This window comes from Streptomyces sp. NPDC057697, from assembly GCF_042799335.1.
GTDB lineage: Bacteria > Actinomycetota > Actinomycetes > Streptomycetales > Streptomycetaceae > Streptomyces.
The window spans coordinates 82,513-97,625 of sequence record NZ_JBHVJA010000007.1 but is presented as its reverse complement, the minus strand read 5'-3'; the positions used below and the strand labels follow the sequence as shown (position 1 = coordinate 97,625).

Here is a 15,113-nt window from a genome sequence, read left to right as displayed (position 1 = left end):
GCGGGTGCCGGGCGGGGCGAGGGAGGGGTCGAGCGGAACAGCCGTACGCTGCCCGGCCGCACGGGGGTCGGCCGCCCGGGGGCCGGTCGCGCGGGAATCGGCCGCACGGAGGCCGGTTCCACTCGGGCCGGTCGCACGGGGGTCGGTCGAACGAGGGTCGGCCGCATCCGGGTCCGCGGTCACTTGAAGCCCTTCTTCACCTGGGAGAGATAGGCACTGCCACGCAGCACCCGCTTGCAGCGCGGGCAGTATTCGGCCCACTCGTCGAAGCCGAGGCCGAGGTCGCGCATGGTGCCGCGGAGGTTGTCGACGTACGGCCCGGTGTCGATGGGCTCCTCGCAGCGGCGGCAGCCGAGCACCTCCTCGTCCTGGCGGGCGGTGTACTTGAACAGCTGCATGCCGACCGCGGCCGGGCGCTGGACGATGTGGAAGAACTTCCCGAACGGGATGTAGATGAGGGTGAAGACCACCGACACCATGTGGAGCACGGCCAGGAACTCGTATCCGCCGCCGTGCAGGAAGATCGACGAGAAGGTGAGCAGCAGGCCGGTCACCGAGATGACGATGAGAGCGATCAGCGGCACCAGGTCATAGGCGAAGCGCTGGCCGGTGATGGCGCCGCGGTCCCTCATCCGGCGCCACAGGAAGTAGGAGGCGCCGGGGATGACGAGCACGGCGGCGATGTCCAGGCCGTGGAACATCAGCCAGCCCAGGAAGTCCAGGGAGTCGAATCCGATGATCTTGAAGCCCCAGACGCGCATCTCGTAGCTGGGCCCCGAGCCGCTGTTCGAGGTGAAGGTGAACCAGCCCCAGGTCAGCGGGAAGGTGATCAGGGAAGCGAGGATGCAGCCCCAGAAGATCAGCTGGTGGGCGGCCCACCGGGCGTGCGAGCGGGCGCCGAGGAACTTCTGGAAGCCCAGATACGTGGCGATCATCCGGGGCAGCGCGGTGGGTGCCTTGCGGAAGTTGGCCATCGAGAAGAAGCTCCGCCAGCCCTGTCTGAACAAGCGCCGGGCGCCGGGCGCGGAGACCCAGACCGTGTAGCGGTAGGCGACGCCGAAGGCGAGAAAGACAGTGGCGACCGCGTACGGGAGGAGGGCGGAGTCGAAGTTCTCCAGGAGTCGGCTGCCCAGCACGATCGCCAGGATCAGCAGGGCGGAGACGATGACACCGGCCGCGGTGGCACGGCCGGTGACGGAGCGGGGCCCGGCTGTCCGGAATCCAGCGGTCCGGGGACCGGCGGCGGAGTGAGCCTCGGGCGCCGCCGCAGGGCCGGAGCCCACGGCCGTCGAGGTGCCGACGGCGTTCGAGGGGCCGACGGCGTTCGAGGCTCCGGCAGCGGGCGCGGTGCCGGCAGCGGGTGGGGTGCCGGGCTCCGCTCCGGTGGAGCCGGCTCGTGCGCCGGGGTCGGGTGGCTCGGCTGCGGCGGAGGCTTCTGGCGGCTCGGTCACCCCGTCACCGTAGGGCCGTACATCACGGTTGGTCCTGTTCTGCACCTCAGCCGGGTGAGCCCGTTCGGCCATCCGGGGCGGGTCCCGCACGGCGTGGCCGGGTTCCGTCTGGTGTGCTGGCTCCCATGCCCGTCATGACGGCTCGCAGCCGTACCGAGAAACATCGCGCGTCGACACCGCTGGAGCTCTTCTTCGACCTCTGCTTCGTCGTCGCCGTGGCCCAGGCGGGCGCGCGGCTGGTCCATGCCGTCGCCGAGGGCCACGCCCTCGCCGGGGTCGGTGGCTACGCGGCCGTCTTCTTCGCGATCTGGTGGGCCTGGGTCAACTTCAGCTGGTTCGCCTCGGCCTACGACACCGACGACCCGCTGTACCGCGTCGTCACGCTCGTCCAGATCACCGGTGTGCTCGTCCTGGCCGCCGGGGTGCCGCGCGCCTTCGACCAGGGCGACTGGCTGGTCGTCGTCATCGGCTACGTGGTGATGCGGCTCGCGCTGACCAGCCAGTGGCTGCGCGCCGCACACTGCACCCAAGGCGCCGAGCGGCGCGTGGCGCAGCGGTACGCGGCCGGGATCACGGTGGTGCAGCTGGGCTGGATCGCGATGCTGCTGCTGCCGCCGCACGGTTCGGGCGGAGTCCGTGCCGCGGTCTTCGTCGTGCTGGTGCTCGCGGAGATCTCCGTACCCGCGCTCGCCGAGCGCGACCGCCCGACGAGCTGGCACCCGCACCACATCGGTGAGCGGTACGGGCTGTTCACGATCATCGTGCTGGGCGAGACGATCGCGGCGGCCACGGTCGCGGTCCAGGAGGCGGTGTACGAGCACGGCGCGCTGGGCGAACTGCTGCCGATCGCGGCGGGCGGGCTGCTGATCGTCTTCTCCGCCTGGTGGATCTATTTCGCCGTGCCGATCCATGACTACCTGCGCGGCAGCAGGGAAGCGTTCCTCTGGGGATACGGGCACTACCTGATCCTCGGTTCCGCGGCCGCCATCGGCGCGGGGATCGAGGTCGCGGTGGAGGAGGCCGTGGGCAAGACGCATGTCTCGGCCACGGTGGCCGCCGCCTCGGTGACCATTCCCTCCGCGCTCTTCCTGCTGACGGTGTGGGCGCTGCACGTCCGCCACTTCAAGCGCGATCTCGTGGAGCAGCTCTCCCTCCCCGTGGCCGCGCTGGCCATCCTGGCCTGTACGTTCGCCGGCGGGTGGGCGGTGTTCGCGGCCGGTCTGGTCGCCGCGGCGGCCGTGACCGCGGGCGTGCTGCTGTCCCGGCGGCCCGCCCCGGCCGAGGGAAGCGCGACGGACGACCGGTGACGGCTCACGCGACGAGGAGCACGCAGTGACGGACGAATCCCCGAAGCCGACGAGCCCCGCCGCCACCCCACCACGGACCACCGCGCCGGACACCACCAGTCCGCACGCCACCGGACCGGACACCATCAGCCCGCACGCCACCGGACCGGACACCACCAGCCCGCACGCCACCGGACCGGACACCACCAGCCCGCACGCCACCGGACCGGACACCACCAGTCCGCACGCCACCGGACCGGACACCACCAGTCCGCACGCCACCGGACCGGACACCACCAGTCCGCACGCCACCGGACCGGACACCACCAGTCCGCACGCCACCGGACCGGACGCCACCAGTCCGCACGCCGCCGGACCGGGCCTCCCCGGGCCGCTCGACGCGCTGACCGATGTCGCGGGGCTGCGCGTCGGTCATGCGCGGGTGCCGGGCGAAGGCGCACTGAGCGGCACCACCGTGGTCCTCGCGCCCGAGGGCGGCGCGGTCGCGGCCGTCGACGTGCGCGGCGGCGGCCCCGGCACCCGGGAGACGGACGCGCTCGATCCGCGCAACCTGGTCCAGCGCATCGACGCCGTCGTCCTGACGGGCGGCAGCGCGTACGGACTGGATGCCGCGTCCGGGGTGATGGCCTGGCTGGAGGAGCAGGGGCGCGGGGTGCGGGTCGGCCCCGATCCGGCGCACGTGGTGCCCGTGGTCCCCGCCGCCTGCGTCTTCGACCTGGGCCGGGGCGGCGACTGGCGGGCCCGCCCCGACGCCTCGACGGGCCGTGCGGCGGTGGAGGCCGCGGCGGCCACCGCCCCGGGGGCGCCGGTGGCCGAGGGCGGCGTGGGCGCCGGTACCGGCGCGGTCGCCGGGCAGCTCAAGGGCGGCGTGGGCACGGCGAGCGTCCGGCTGGCCTCCGGGATCACGGTGGGCGTCCTCGTCGTGGTGAACGCGGCGGGCTCGGTGGTCGATCCGCGCACCGGCGTGCTGCACGGGGAGTACGGCGCCGCCGAACCGCCGGTGTACCCGGCGCCCGAGGTCCTCCGGGCGGCGGAGCGGCGCCTCGCCGAACTGCGCGAGGCGCACGCGCGGCCCCCGCTCAACACCACGCTCGCCGTCGTCGCCACCGACGCCGAACTCACCCGGGCCCAGGCGCAGAAGCTCGCGGGCACGGCGCACGACGGGCTGGCGCGCGCCGTCCGGCCCGTGCATCTGCTGACCGACGGGGACACCGTTTTCGCGCTGGCCACCGGCGCCCGGCCGCTGGATCCGCGGAATCCGGTCGCGCTCAACGAACTGCTGGCGGCCGGTGCGGATGTGCTCACGCGCGCCATCGTGAAGGCCGTCCGGGCAGCTCAGGGCGTCGACCGTCGGCCCGGCGGGGGCCACTACCCCTCGTACGGTGACCTCTACGGCGTACGACCGCGCCCCTCGCGGCCGTCGGCGTACGATCATCCGGCTCCCGACTCGCCCTCCGGCTGAGGAAGTTCGGACGAACCGCCAGGAACCATCTGCGTGCGCCATACGTTTTCCCGAACCCCGGTCACGATGTCGGACCCAGGGACTACGTTAAGCACGCAGCAAGTAACACGCGGCAACGGCCTGGAGACAGCACCTTGAGCGATCCGTACGAGACAACCGAGCAGCACCTCGAGAGACTCCTGCGACGGGCACTCAACTCTTTCGACCTGCCCGACAGTACGGTCGAGAGACTCGGTACCGCACTCGCCCACAGCAGTTCCCTGCACTCCTCGCACCACAGTTCCGTACTCCACCGCGAGACCTACCGGCACACGTATCTGCTGTCCGACGGCACCCCGCTCACCCTGTGGGAGGTGGTGTACGGCGGTCCGCGGAGCGAGGCGGACCCGCGGTTCCGTTCGGAGTCCGACCTCATGCACCACGAGCTGTACGACGACGAGGCCGATGCCCATGTCGCCGCCGCCAGGCTGACCGGCGGCTTCGGCGAGGTCCCGGTGTTCGGGGACGACGGCCCGGGGCCCGACCTGGAGATACTCACGGTCCTCATGGCGGCTCCCCCGGCCCCGCTGCCCAGGATGTACGCCCCGGACAACTCCGCCGACCACGCCCGCCGCGTCCTGCGCCGCGCGGAGAACGGCGACGGTCCGGGCGAGGAGACCGCCCGGCTGCTGCGCGCCGCCTTCGCCCACCACATCACCCAGGTCTTCGGCCGGCAGTGCCAGGTGGACGGCCGGGACGCCGGGTTCACCCTGTACGAGCACGCCTTCCTGCTCCTCGACGGCAGCGAGACGAGCCTGTGGGAGGTCGAGCACACGGCCACGCCGGACGGCCGCCACATGTGCGAGGTGTACGGCGACGAGGACGCCGCGCGCAGAGCGATGGAGAGCCGTACGCGCATCTGCTGACCCGGCGCGTCCCGGGCCGAGCCGCCGCAAGCGGAACCGGAACCGGAGCCGAAGGCGGAAGCCGACCGGCGGCACAACGGCACCGACGCGGACGCAGACGCGGCGGTGCCCGCACCCCGAGGGGCGCGGGCACCGTTCTCCTCCCCCGTTGCGTCGTTCCCTCCCCCGATGGAGGCCGGTCAGGACGTCAGCGCGGGCTCCTTGGCGCCTTCGGAACCGTTCACGCCCCCGGAACCGTTCACGCCCCCGGAGCCGTCCACCGCGCCCACAGCGCCCGTCGCCGGGCCTTCGGAGCCCTCGGCCGCGTCCATGGCCGCGTCGCCGCCCTCCACGTGCTGTCGCGGACGGGCGGGCAGCGCGAACATCACCAGGAAGATCACCGCGAGCACCCCGGCCACCCACCAGAGCGAGTGCCGGAACGCCTCCGCGAAGGCCGGGCCCACATCCTGCGGCGCCAGCCGGTCACCGATCGCGCCGAGGAAGACGACCGAGACCAGCCCGAGCCCGAGCGCGTTGCCCATCTGCTGCACGGTGTTGATCAGACCGGAGGCGGAACCGGAGTGCTCCTTGGGCACCTCGGAGAGGACCGCGTCGGTCAGCGGCGCCACGATGAGGCCCATCCCCAGGCCCATGACCACCAGCGGCAGGATCATCTGCCAGGACGTGATGCCCATGCCGTACCGGTCGGACTCCCAGATGTAGATCAGCAGACCGGCGACCATCAGCAGCGCGCCGGTCTGGAGCACCTTGCGGCCGAACCGGGGCACCAGCTTCTGTACGGAGATCCCGGCGGCGAGCGACACCGCGACCGAGAACGGGATGCCGGTCGTACCGGCCCGCAGCGCGCTCCAGCCGAGGCCCATCTGCATGTAGAGCGTCCAGACCAGGAAGAAGATCCCGAGGCCGATGCCGAAGGTCAGCTGGACGGCGATGCCCGCCGCGAAGCTTTTGACCCGGAACAGCGACAGTTCGACCAGCGGCGATCCGTCCTTCCGTGCCTTGGAACGCTCGAACAGCACCAGGACCAGGAACACCAGCAGGCTGCCGACCATCGAGAGATGGCCCCACAGCGGCCAGCCCAGCTCATGCCCACGGGTCAGCGGGTAGATCAGCATCAGCAGCCCCAGCGTCACCAGGGCGACACCGACGAGGTCGAGCCGGAGCGCCTTCGGGGCCTTGGACTCGGTGATGAACTTGAGGCCGAGGATCAGGCCCGCTATGCCGACCGGCAGGTTGATCAGGAAGATCGGCCGCCATTCGAGACCGGCGATGTTCCACTCGGTGAGCAGCGCGCCGAGCAGCGGGCCCGAGACCGCGCCGAGGCCGACGATCGCGCCGAAGAGGCCGAAGACCTTGCCGCGTTCGTGCGCCGGGAAGGTGGCGTGCACGATCGACAGCACCTGCGGGACCATCAGCGCGGCGGTGCCGCCCTGGAGGATGCGGGAGGCGACCAGCATCTCCGGGTTGGCGGCGAAGCCGCAGAGCGCGGAGGCCAGGGTGAAGCCGCCGATCCCGATGAGGAACAGCCGCTTGCGGCCGTAGATGTCGCCCAGCCGGCCGCCGGTGATCAGCCCGGCCGCGAAGGCCAGGGCGTATCCGGCGGTGATCCACTGGATCGAGGTGAACGAGGCGCCGGTGTCCTCCCGGATGCTCGGAATGGCGATGTTCACGATCGTGACGTCGACCAGGTCCATGAAGGCCGCGGTCATCACGATGGCGAGCGCGAACCAGCGTCGCCGGTCCGACGGGTCCGAGGACACCGCGGGCCCGGATGCCGTGGACGGCAGAGATGAGGAAGAAGTCATATGAGAAAGCTAAACATTCATTAGGTCAGCTCATGTCCCAATGGTTGGGCATCCTGGTGAGACGACCGACACGACCACACGACGGACACGACCGACACTCCGGCGGAAGCTGAGGCCATGACCGACACCCCGGCACGACTGCTGAGTCTGCTGTCGCTCCTCCAGACACCCCGCGAGTGGCCGGGCAGCGAGCTCGCTCAGCGGCTCGACGTCAGCCCGCGCACCATCCGCCGTGACATCGACCGGCTCCGCGAGCTCGGTTATCCGGTCGAGGCCTCGCGCGGTTCGATCGGCGGCTACCGGCTGGTCGCGGGCACCGCGATGCCACCGCTGCTCCTCGACGACGAGGAGGCGGTGGCGATCGCGGTGGGGCTGCGGGCGGGCGCCGGGCATGCCATCGAGGGGGTGGACGAGGCGTCCGTACGGGCGCTGGCGAAGCTGGAACAGGTGCTGCCGTCGCGGCTGCGGCACCGGGTCTCGACCCTCCAGAACGCGACGATGCCGCTGACCCGGGGCGACGGCTCGACCATCGACCCTCGGACGCTGACCGTGATGGCCTCGGCGGTCACCGGGCAGGAGCGGCTGCGGTTCGCGTACCGGGCGGGCGACGGCACCGAGACGAAGCGGGAGGCCGAGCCGTACCGGCTGGTGAGCACGGGGTGGCGCTGGTACCTCGTCGCGTACGACCTGGGGCGGGAGGCCTGGCGTACGTTCCGGGTCGACCGGGTGAGCGAGCCGTTCGCGACCGGGGCCCGGTTCACGCCCCGCGCACTGCCCACGGGGGACGCGGCGGAGTTCCTCGCCGGGTCCATCGCGCGCCGGCGGCCGGAGCTGGCGATCGACGTGAGCTTCGCGGCCCCGGCGGAATTCGTCTCCGCGCGGCTGCCGATGTCGATCGGCCCCTTGGAGCGGACCGGCGAGGACGGCTGTCGGCTGCGGGCGGTGCTCGCGGACTCGCTGGAGTGGGTGGCGCTCCGGCTGGCGCTGGTGGACTGCGAATTCACCGTGCACGGGCCACCGCAGCTGGTGGACTACCTCGGCGATCTGGGCTCCCGCCTGACCCGCGCGGCAGCACGCTGAACCGGGTGCCGCGCAGCGAGGAGCAGCCGGCACGGCAGCAGGGACAACGGCGGCGGGCACACGAGGCGGGGGCGCGGAGCAAACACGAAAGCGGGCAGCGGACACGAAGCGGCCGGGCAGCGGACACGAAGCGGCGCGGAAAAGAATGAGCCCCGGCGCCAGGGGGGGGTGGGCGCCGGGACTCAGCTCAGGGGGTCACGCGAAGCGACCCATTTCGGAGGTTACTGGACGGAGGCTCACGCCGCAGCGTCAAAACCCGTGTCGTGGGCCATTCGCTTCAATTCCAGGAGCGCGTGCTTCTCGATCTGCCGGATCCGCTCCCGGGTCAGCCCATGCTGCTTGCCGACCTCGGTGAGGGTCCGCTCACGGCCGTCCTCGATGCCGTACCTCATACGGATGATCGAGGCGGTGCGGTTGTCGAGCTTGCCGATCAGGTCCTCAAGCTCCTCGCTGCGCAGCAGCGTCATCACCGACTGCTCGGGCGACACGGCGGAGGTGTCCTCCAGCAGGTCACCGAACTGGGTCTCGCCCTCGTCGTCCACGGACATGTTGAGACTGACCGGGTCGCGCGCCCAGTCCAGGACGTCGCCCACGCGCTCCGGCGTGGAGTCCAGCTCGGCCGCTATCTCCGTGTGCTCCGGCTCGCGGCCGTGCTCGCGGTTGAACTCGCGCTGCACCCGGCGAATCCGGCCGAGCTCCTCCACCAGGTGGACGGGGAGCCGGATCGTGCGGGACTGGTCGGCTATGGAGCGGGTGATGGCCTGACGGATCCACCAGGTCGCGTACGTGGAGAACTTGAAGCCCTTCGCGTAGTCGAACTTCTCGACCGCGCGCACCAGGCCCGCGTTGCCCTCCTGGATCAGGTCGAGCAGGGGGAGCCCGGCCCGCGGGTAGCGGCGGGCGACGGCGACGACGAGTCGGAGGTTGGACCGGATGAATACGTCCTTGGCGCGCTCGCCGTCGGCGACCAGCGCTTCCAGCTCCTCGCGCGTGGCCCCGCCGGCGTCGCTGTCCACCGCGCCGTCGAGTATCTGCTGGGCATAGACGCCCGCCTCGACGGTCTGCGACAGCTCGACTTCCTTGGCGGCATCGAGCAGCGGCGTGCGCGCGATCTCGTCCAGGTACATGCCGACCAGGTCGCGATCGGCGATCTCTCCGCCCGAGGCGCGAACACTGCTTGCCCGGTTGGTCCCACCGGTGGCGGACGAACGACGGGCGACGGCACGGGTTGCCATGCGTGCTCCCTTGCTGAGTAGGTCGCGACACCCTTCCGGGTGCCCTGCATCCGATGGAAACAACGACTGGAATCCGGACAGAATTCCCACGCGTGGCATTCACTTTCACGATCATGCAGTACCCTGTGCCGCCACGAGGGCAGGGTGCACGCCGGGGAGTCGCACAGAAGCGCAGGTCAGGCCGGGCATCGAGGCGATTTCATGGCGCTCGCGGACAACTGCCACCATTACGTACGTGAGACCGCGCTCACATCTACCGCGACCCCCTTCATTCCGAACGGCGGCCGCCGTGGCCGCGTTCCCACCCTGAAGACGGACCACGCCGTCTCCGGGTTGCTCAGGATGTCCGGCTTGTCGGCCCCGTCTCGGTTCCCGGTCGCACCACCGGCCCCCTCGGTCACCCGACCGGCCTCCCCGGCCTCCCCGGACCACCGTCGGCCTCCCCGGCCCGGCCTCCGGGCCGGACGACCGCAGTTCGAAGACAGGGCCTAGGACTCCCGCCGGTCCCGTTCTGGGTCCGTGGTCCGTTACGCCGCATGGGCACCGCGCCTAGCGTGCTCGTGCATGGACGACACGAAGAACACCGCGGACGACACCACCGGCACACTCGACGAGGCGCTGGAACGCCTCCACTCCTCGGGCCCCGAACGCCACGGCTGGCTGAGCAACCACGGCCCGATGGCCGTCGAGGCGCTGGTCAGGCACGGTCAGGCACCGGCCGTCCACCGCTGGCTCGACCACTACAGTCACAAGCTGGAGGACATGCCGGACCCGGCGGACCGCGTCACGGCGGAGAACTGGCGCGAGGCCCTCGGCGACCCGCGCCGGATCGCCGACTGGACGGCGTACTTCGAGCGGGAGACCGCAGAGCGCCCCTGGCGGGACGTCCTGGCCGAATGGTGGCCGCGGCTGCTCCCCGGGATCGCGGCGGGCGCCACCCACCCCGTGATCCGGGTCGGCCACTCCGTACGCACCCTGCTCTCCGGCGAGGCGACCGCCCCCAGGGTCGCCGAGCTGGCGCACGGCCTGGGCTACTGGGCCGCCCGCCACCAGCCACTGCCCGCTCTTGCCCCGCTGGCACCCGCGCGGTCCGCCGCGGCCGCGCTGGACGCCGTCCCTCCGGTCCCGGTGCAGAGTGGCGGCATCCGGGAACGGCTGGCCCAGCTCACGGCGCTCCCGGTGTGGCCGGGCGAGGTCACCGGCGACGCGGACGAGGCGCGGGCCCGGCTGACGGAGCTGGTGCGGGCCGCCACGCACCGGTTCGCCACGCACGGGCACGGCGAACCGATCATGCTGGTGCACGCCGCGACCGCCCCGAACGCGGTGCTGCGCACCCTGCCCGCGCTCCCCCGCACCCTGTGGGCGCCGAGCGTGGCGGCGGCCTGGGCGGCGAGCGCCGCGGTCACCGCCGCGTACGCTCCGGCCGAGCCTGCCGCGTACCCCGCGGCGGACGCGTCCGCCGAGGAGCTGTTCGCGCGGGCGGCGGCGCACGGCGACGACCACACCATCAAGTTCACCGACACCGCGCTGGACGTCGGTGACGCGACGGCCCTCGCCGCCGCGCTCCGCTCGATCGAGCTGAATCCACCGGCCTTGTAGCGGCCCGACGGGCTCAGCCGAACTGCACCGACCGCTTGGCGAGCCCCATCCAGAACCCGTCGATGACACTGCGCCCCTGGTCCAGCTCGCCCTCGGAGGCGCCGAGCGTCACGAAGAGCGGCGCGAAGTGCTCGGTGCGCGGGTGGGCCAGCCGGCCGGCCGGGGACTTGTGCTCGAAGTCCAGCAGGGCGTCGATGTCCTGCGCCTGGAGGGCCCTGCTCCCCCAGTCGTCGAACTCCGCCGACCAGCCGGGGACGCCGCCCGCATGGCGCAGGGCGGCCAGGTTGTGGGTGAAGAAGCCGCTGCCGACGATCAGCACGCCCTCGTCGCGCAGCGGCGCGAGCTTGCGCCCGATGTCCATGAGCTTCTGCGGGTCCAGGGTCGGCATGGAGATCTGGAGCACCGGAATATCGGCGTCCGGGAACATCTCCACGAGCGGGACGTACGCCCCGTGGTCGAGCCCCCGGTCCGGGATGTCCTGGACCGGCGTCCCGGCTCCGCGCAGCAGCTTGCGCACGCTCTCCGCCAGCCCGGGGGCGCCGGGGGCGGCGTACCGCACCTGGTAGTAGTGCTCGGGGAAGCCCCAGAAGTCGTAGACGAGCGGGACCGTCTCCGTGGCACCGAGGGCCAGCGGGGCCTCCTCCCAGTGCGCGGAGACCATGAGGATCGCCCGGGGGCGGGGCAGCCCGGCGGACCAGGCGGCCAGCTCTCCGGGCCAGACCGGGTCGTCGGCCAGCGGCGGGGCGCCGTGGGAAAGATAGAGGGCGGGCATGCGCTCCGCGGTGACTGTCATGGCACTCCCCATCCGCTGCTGATCCGGGTATGTCTTCTACTGGGCCTTCTACAGGCGCCTTTTTGAGAAGGAAGGGTTCTTTAATGTTCAAGCTTCCTTCCTCCGGAGACCTTAGCTCTATCTAGTTCAACTTTCAAGAAAAGGTCGTACAGTGGAGTACATGACCACGGCATCCACCGGCGAGCCCCGCTGGCTCTCCGACGAAGAGCAGGGAGTGTGGCGCGCGTATCTCCACGCCACCACGCTCTTGGAGGACCACCTCGACCGCCAGTTGCAGCGCGATGCCGGCATGCCGCACATCTATTACGGTCTGCTCGTCCAGCTCTCCCAGGCCCCCCGCCGCCGGATGCGGATGACGGAGTTGGCCAAGGATGCCAAGATCACCCGCTCGCGGCTCTCGCACGCCGTCGCGCGGCTGGAGAAGAGCGGCTGGGTACGCCGCGAGGACTGCCCGTCCGACAAGCGGGGCCAGAACGCGGTCCTCACCGACGACGGCTTCGAGATGCTGCGCCGGTCCGCACCCGGCCATGTCGACGCCGTACGCCAGGCGATGTTCGACCGGCTCACGCCCGAGCAGGTGCGCTCGCTGGGCGAGATCATGCAGGTCGTCGCCACCGGACTCCAGCCGGAGGGCACGGACGCGGATCTGCCCTGGCTCCGCTGAGCCGGACCCGCACCGGACTGCGCTGAGCCGGACCCGCACCGAGCCGCGCGGCGCCCGAGACATACCGATACGGCTGTGCCCCGGTCCCGTCCGAGATCCTGAGCTTCGAGCAAGCTACGAGTGACGAGCTTCGATCTTCGAGCTTCGGACTTCGGGCGGAAACCGGGGCACAGCCGCGTTCACGTCATCTCCGTACGCACGTCACGCCTCGGCGATCTCGTCCGTACGCACCTCACGCCTCGGCGTTCTCGGCGTTCTCGGCGTTCAGTGGGCGACGACCGGGATCTTGAACTCGTCCTCGACGCCCTCGGCGTCGCCCCGGCCGGAGCCTGCGCCCGCCGGGCCCGCCGAAGGACGACCGGCGTTGATGAAGGTCACCGCGATCGCGGAGGCCACCACCAGGATGCCGACGGCCCACCAGATCGCACCGGTGAAGCCGTGCACCATCGACTGGAGCTTCAGCAGCTCCGGGTTCTTGGCGCCGAGTGCGGCGTGCGAGGTGGCGTAGGCCGTCGCGGCCGATGCGGCGATGGTGTTGAGCAGCGCCGTACCGATCGCGCCGCCCACCTGCTGCGAGGTGTTCACCATCGCGGACGCGACACCGGAGTCCCTGGGCTCGACGCCGTGCGTGGCCAGCGACATGGCGGGCATGAACGCCGTGCCCATGCCCAGCCCCAGCAGCAGCTGCGCGGGCAGGATGAGTCCGACGTAGGAGGAGCCGATCTCCAGCTGCGTCAGCAGCAGCATGCCGAGGGCGGCGACCAGGAAGCCGGGGCCCATCAGCTTGCGCGCCGGAACCCGGGTCATCAGCCGGGCACCGATCTGCGTCGATCCGGTGATCATGCCCGCGATCATCGGGAGGAAGGCGAAGCCGGTCCTGATCGGCGAGTAGCCCCGCACGACCTGGAGGTAGTACGTCAGGAAGAGGAACAGTCCGAACATCGCGATGACGGCCAGACCCAGCGAGAGGTAGACGCCGCCGCGGTTGCGGTCCAGCACCACGCGCAGGGGCAGCAGCGGCGACTTGACCCTGGACTCGGTCAGGGCGAAGGACAGCAGCAGCACGGCGGACGCGACGAACATGCCGATGGTCAGCCCGTCCGACCAGCCCGCGGACTCGGCGCGGGTGAATCCGTACACCAGCGAGACCAGGCCCAGCGCGGACAGGACGACGCCCGGGATGTCCAGCGACGCGCGGTTGCGGCTGCCGGCCGGCTCACGGATCACGAAGTACGCGCCCGCGGCCGCGATGATGGCGAACGGGATGTTGACGAAGAACGTCCAGCGCCAGTTCAGCGTCTGGGTCAGGAAACCGCCGAGGATCAGGCCCACGGCGCCGCCGCCACCGGCGATCGCGCCGTAGATGCCGAACGCCTTGGCGCGCTCCTTGGCGTCGGTGAACATCACGGCGAGCAGCGACAGGGCCGCCGGGGCGAGCAGCGCGCCGAAGACGCCCTGGAGCGCGCGGGAGCCGAAGAGCATGCCCTGGTTCTGTGCGGCGCCGCCGAGCGCGGAGGCCAGCGCGAAGCCGATCAGGCCGACGACGAAGGTGCGCTTACGGCCCCAGAGGTCGGCGATCCGGCCGCCGAAGAGGAGCAGCCCGCCGAAGGCGAGGGCGTAGGCCGTGATGACCCACTGCTTGTTGGCGTCGGAGATACCCAGGGCGGTCTGGGCGTGCGGCAGCGCGATGTTCACGATCGTGGCATCGAGCACGACCATCAGCTGTGCGAGGGCTATGAACGCCAGCGCTTTCCAGCGGCTGGGGTCCGGGAGTCGGAGATCGGCTGTTTTTGACATGGGTGTATCCACCTAAGGGCGCGCGGGCGCGCGAGAGGTCGTGAACCGGTCCGTCGTCGCGACGACGGACGGCGAAAGGGCAGGCAGGAAGGGACGGATGGGGAAGGGGAAAGGGAAAGGGAAAGGGCTGGGGTGAAGGGGATGGTCGGGGCGTGGCGGGCGCGCCGCCGGGCTCCTGCTTCAGGGGCCCGGCGCGGATGTCAAGGCCGGCGCCGGAGGTCCTCCAAGGTCGCCGCCGTTCCGGGCAGTTCGGACCGGGCCGGAGCCGCGAGGCCGTCCAGGAACAGCTGTAGATGACGGTGGGTGAACCGGTCGATGTCCAGGCAGCCGGTGCCGGGCAGTGGCCGGGTGAGCTGGGAGAGGGCGACGAGTACGTCACCGACGGCGATGTCGGTGCGCAGCCGCCCCGCGGTCATGGCGCGCGACACGAGCCCCTCGACGGCCTCTTCGAGGCGCCGGCGCTCGGCGAGCAGTTCGGGATGGTCCTTGTCGAAGCCACCGGAGAGCATCGGGCACAGCGCCCCGATCCGCTCGTCGGCCGCCGCGTGCACGAAGCGGCTGAGCGCGGCGAAGGGGTCGGCCTCCGCGGCCGCCGCCTCCTTCGCGCGGTCGGTGGTCCGGGAGGTGACCTCAAGCACGACCTCGTGGACCAGCGCGGCCCGGTCGGGGAAGTTCCGGTAGAGCGTGGCGTTGCCGACCCCGGCGCGCCGGGCGACCTCGTCGAGGGGCACGTCGGGCCCGAACTCGACGAACATCTCGCGCGCGGCCGTCACGATCCGTTCCCGGTTGCGCAGCGCGTCGGCCCTCGGGCGGGGCGTACGCGCGCGTGTCACTCCGGTGGCGGCACGGTCGGCGGTCTCCACGACGGCTCTTCCTTCCACGTCCACTGCGATGGTCCTCGTTCTCCATGGTGTCCCCCGGGCGACCCTTCCCCGTAACCGGGGACCGCCTCCCCGTTTCGCGGGGACACGGGTGCAAACGGGGAAACGGTCCCCGGTTATTTCCGCACCGCCAT

The 15,113-nt window shown here is 71.4% G+C and carries 12 protein-coding genes; 6 read left to right on the top strand and 6 right to left on the bottom strand.

The genetic code is table 11. The features are described from left to right. Positions 1-179: 179 nt before the first annotated feature. Complete coding sequence (locus ACFVFH_RS19740; RefSeq protein WP_383770159.1) at positions 180-1,451, bottom strand: MFS transporter; 1,272 nt, start codon at positions 1,449-1,451, stop codon at positions 180-182. A 125-nt stretch (positions 1,452-1,576) separates the two neighbouring features. Here ACFVFH_RS19740 and ACFVFH_RS19735 point away from each other — a divergent pair, with 125 nt between their 5' ends. The 3 genes from ACFVFH_RS19735 (at position 1,577) to ACFVFH_RS19725 (ending at position 5,125) form a co-directional block, all read left to right on the top strand. Continuing rightward, complete coding sequence (locus tag ACFVFH_RS19735) at positions 1,577-2,758, top strand: low temperature requirement protein A (RefSeq protein ID WP_383770156.1); 1,182 nt, start codon at positions 1,577-1,579, stop codon at positions 2,756-2,758. Positions 2,759-3,140: 382 nt separating this feature from the next. Then, positions 3,141-4,220: a P1 family peptidase gene (locus ACFVFH_RS19730; protein ID WP_383770728.1), complete on the top strand. Its 1,080-nt coding sequence runs from the start codon at positions 3,141-3,143 to the stop codon at positions 4,218-4,220. A 134-nt stretch (positions 4,221-4,354) separates the two neighbouring features. Then, positions 4,355-5,125: a DUF6227 family protein gene (locus ACFVFH_RS19725; RefSeq protein WP_383770153.1), complete on the top strand. Its 771-nt coding sequence runs from the start codon at positions 4,355-4,357 to the stop codon at positions 5,123-5,125. Between the two features lie 179 nt (positions 5,126-5,304). Here the strand turns inward: ACFVFH_RS19725 and ACFVFH_RS19720 are convergent, their stop codons facing one another. After that, positions 5,305-6,930 carry an MFS transporter gene (locus ACFVFH_RS19720; protein ID WP_383770151.1) on the bottom strand — a complete coding sequence of 542 codons (1,626 nt, stop codon included), beginning with the start codon at positions 6,928-6,930 and terminating at the stop codon, positions 5,305-5,307. A 117-nt stretch (positions 6,931-7,047) separates the two neighbouring features. Here ACFVFH_RS19720 and ACFVFH_RS19715 point away from each other — a divergent pair, with 117 nt between their 5' ends. Beyond that, on the top strand, positions 7,048-8,010 hold the full coding sequence (locus ACFVFH_RS19715) for a helix-turn-helix transcriptional regulator (protein ID WP_383770148.1): 963 nt from the start codon (positions 7,048-7,050) through the stop codon (positions 8,008-8,010). A 236-nt stretch (positions 8,011-8,246) separates the two neighbouring features. Here ACFVFH_RS19715 and ACFVFH_RS19710 read toward each other — a convergent pair whose 3' ends face one another. Next, positions 8,247-9,245, bottom strand: a complete 999-nt coding sequence (locus ACFVFH_RS19710) for an RNA polymerase sigma factor RpoD/SigA (RefSeq protein ID WP_383770146.1) — start codon at positions 9,243-9,245, stop codon at positions 8,247-8,249. Positions 9,246-9,809: 564 nt separating this feature from the next. On the opposite strand from ACFVFH_RS19710, the gene ACFVFH_RS19705 reads away from it, so the two are divergent. Beyond that, a complete protein-coding gene (locus tag ACFVFH_RS19705; RefSeq protein ID WP_383770144.1) occupies positions 9,810-10,844 on the top strand; it encodes a questin oxidase family protein in 1,035 nt (344 codons plus the stop codon). A gap of 13 nt (positions 10,845-10,857) precedes the next feature. Here ACFVFH_RS19705 and ACFVFH_RS19700 read toward each other — a convergent pair whose 3' ends face one another. Next, on the bottom strand, positions 10,858-11,637 hold the full coding sequence (locus tag ACFVFH_RS19700; protein WP_383770141.1) for a dioxygenase: 780 nt from the start codon (positions 11,635-11,637) through the stop codon (positions 10,858-10,860). Between the two features lie 151 nt (positions 11,638-11,788). Here ACFVFH_RS19700 and ACFVFH_RS19695 point away from each other — a divergent pair, with 151 nt between their 5' ends. Beyond that, positions 11,789-12,301, top strand: coding sequence for a MarR family winged helix-turn-helix transcriptional regulator (locus tag ACFVFH_RS19695; RefSeq protein WP_383770138.1), 513 nt, complete (start codon positions 11,789-11,791; stop codon positions 12,299-12,301). Positions 12,302-12,565: 264 nt separating this feature from the next. Here ACFVFH_RS19695 and ACFVFH_RS19690 read toward each other — a convergent pair whose 3' ends face one another. Together ACFVFH_RS19690 and ACFVFH_RS19685 are read right to left on the bottom strand one after the other, a co-directional pair. After that, on the bottom strand, positions 12,566-14,098 hold the full coding sequence (locus tag ACFVFH_RS19690; protein ID WP_383770135.1) for an MFS transporter: 1,533 nt from the start codon (positions 14,096-14,098) through the stop codon (positions 12,566-12,568). Positions 14,099-14,298: 200 nt separating this feature from the next. Further along, positions 14,299-14,961: a TetR/AcrR family transcriptional regulator gene (locus ACFVFH_RS19685; protein WP_383770133.1), complete on the bottom strand. Its 663-nt coding sequence runs from the start codon at positions 14,959-14,961 to the stop codon at positions 14,299-14,301. Positions 14,962-15,113: the final 152 nt, after the last annotated feature.

What these genes read in the sequence shown, in the direction of transcription:
- ACFVFH_RS19735 (WP_383770156.1), top strand. Translation starts at nt 1,577, where the DNA reads ATGCCCGTCATGACGGCTCGCAGCCGTACCGAGAAACATCGCGCGTCG.
- ACFVFH_RS19720 (WP_383770151.1), bottom strand. Translation starts at nt 6,930, where the DNA reads ATGACTTCTTCCTCATCTCTGCCGTCCACGGCATCCGGGCCCGCGGTG.
- ACFVFH_RS19715 (WP_383770148.1), top strand. Translation starts at nt 7,048, where the DNA reads ATGACCGACACCCCGGCACGACTGCTGAGTCTGCTGTCGCTCCTCCAG.
- ACFVFH_RS19710 (WP_383770146.1), bottom strand. Translation starts at nt 9,245, where the DNA reads ATGGCAACCCGTGCCGTCGCCCGTCGTTCGTCCGCCACCGGTGGGACC.
- ACFVFH_RS19705 (WP_383770144.1), top strand. Translation starts at nt 9,810, where the DNA reads ATGGACGACACGAAGAACACCGCGGACGACACCACCGGCACACTCGAC.
- ACFVFH_RS19700 (WP_383770141.1), bottom strand. Translation starts at nt 11,637, where the DNA reads ATGACAGTCACCGCGGAGCGCATGCCCGCCCTCTATCTTTCCCACGGC.
- ACFVFH_RS19690 (WP_383770135.1), bottom strand. Translation starts at nt 14,098, where the DNA reads ATGTCAAAAACAGCCGATCTCCGACTCCCGGACCCCAGCCGCTGGAAA.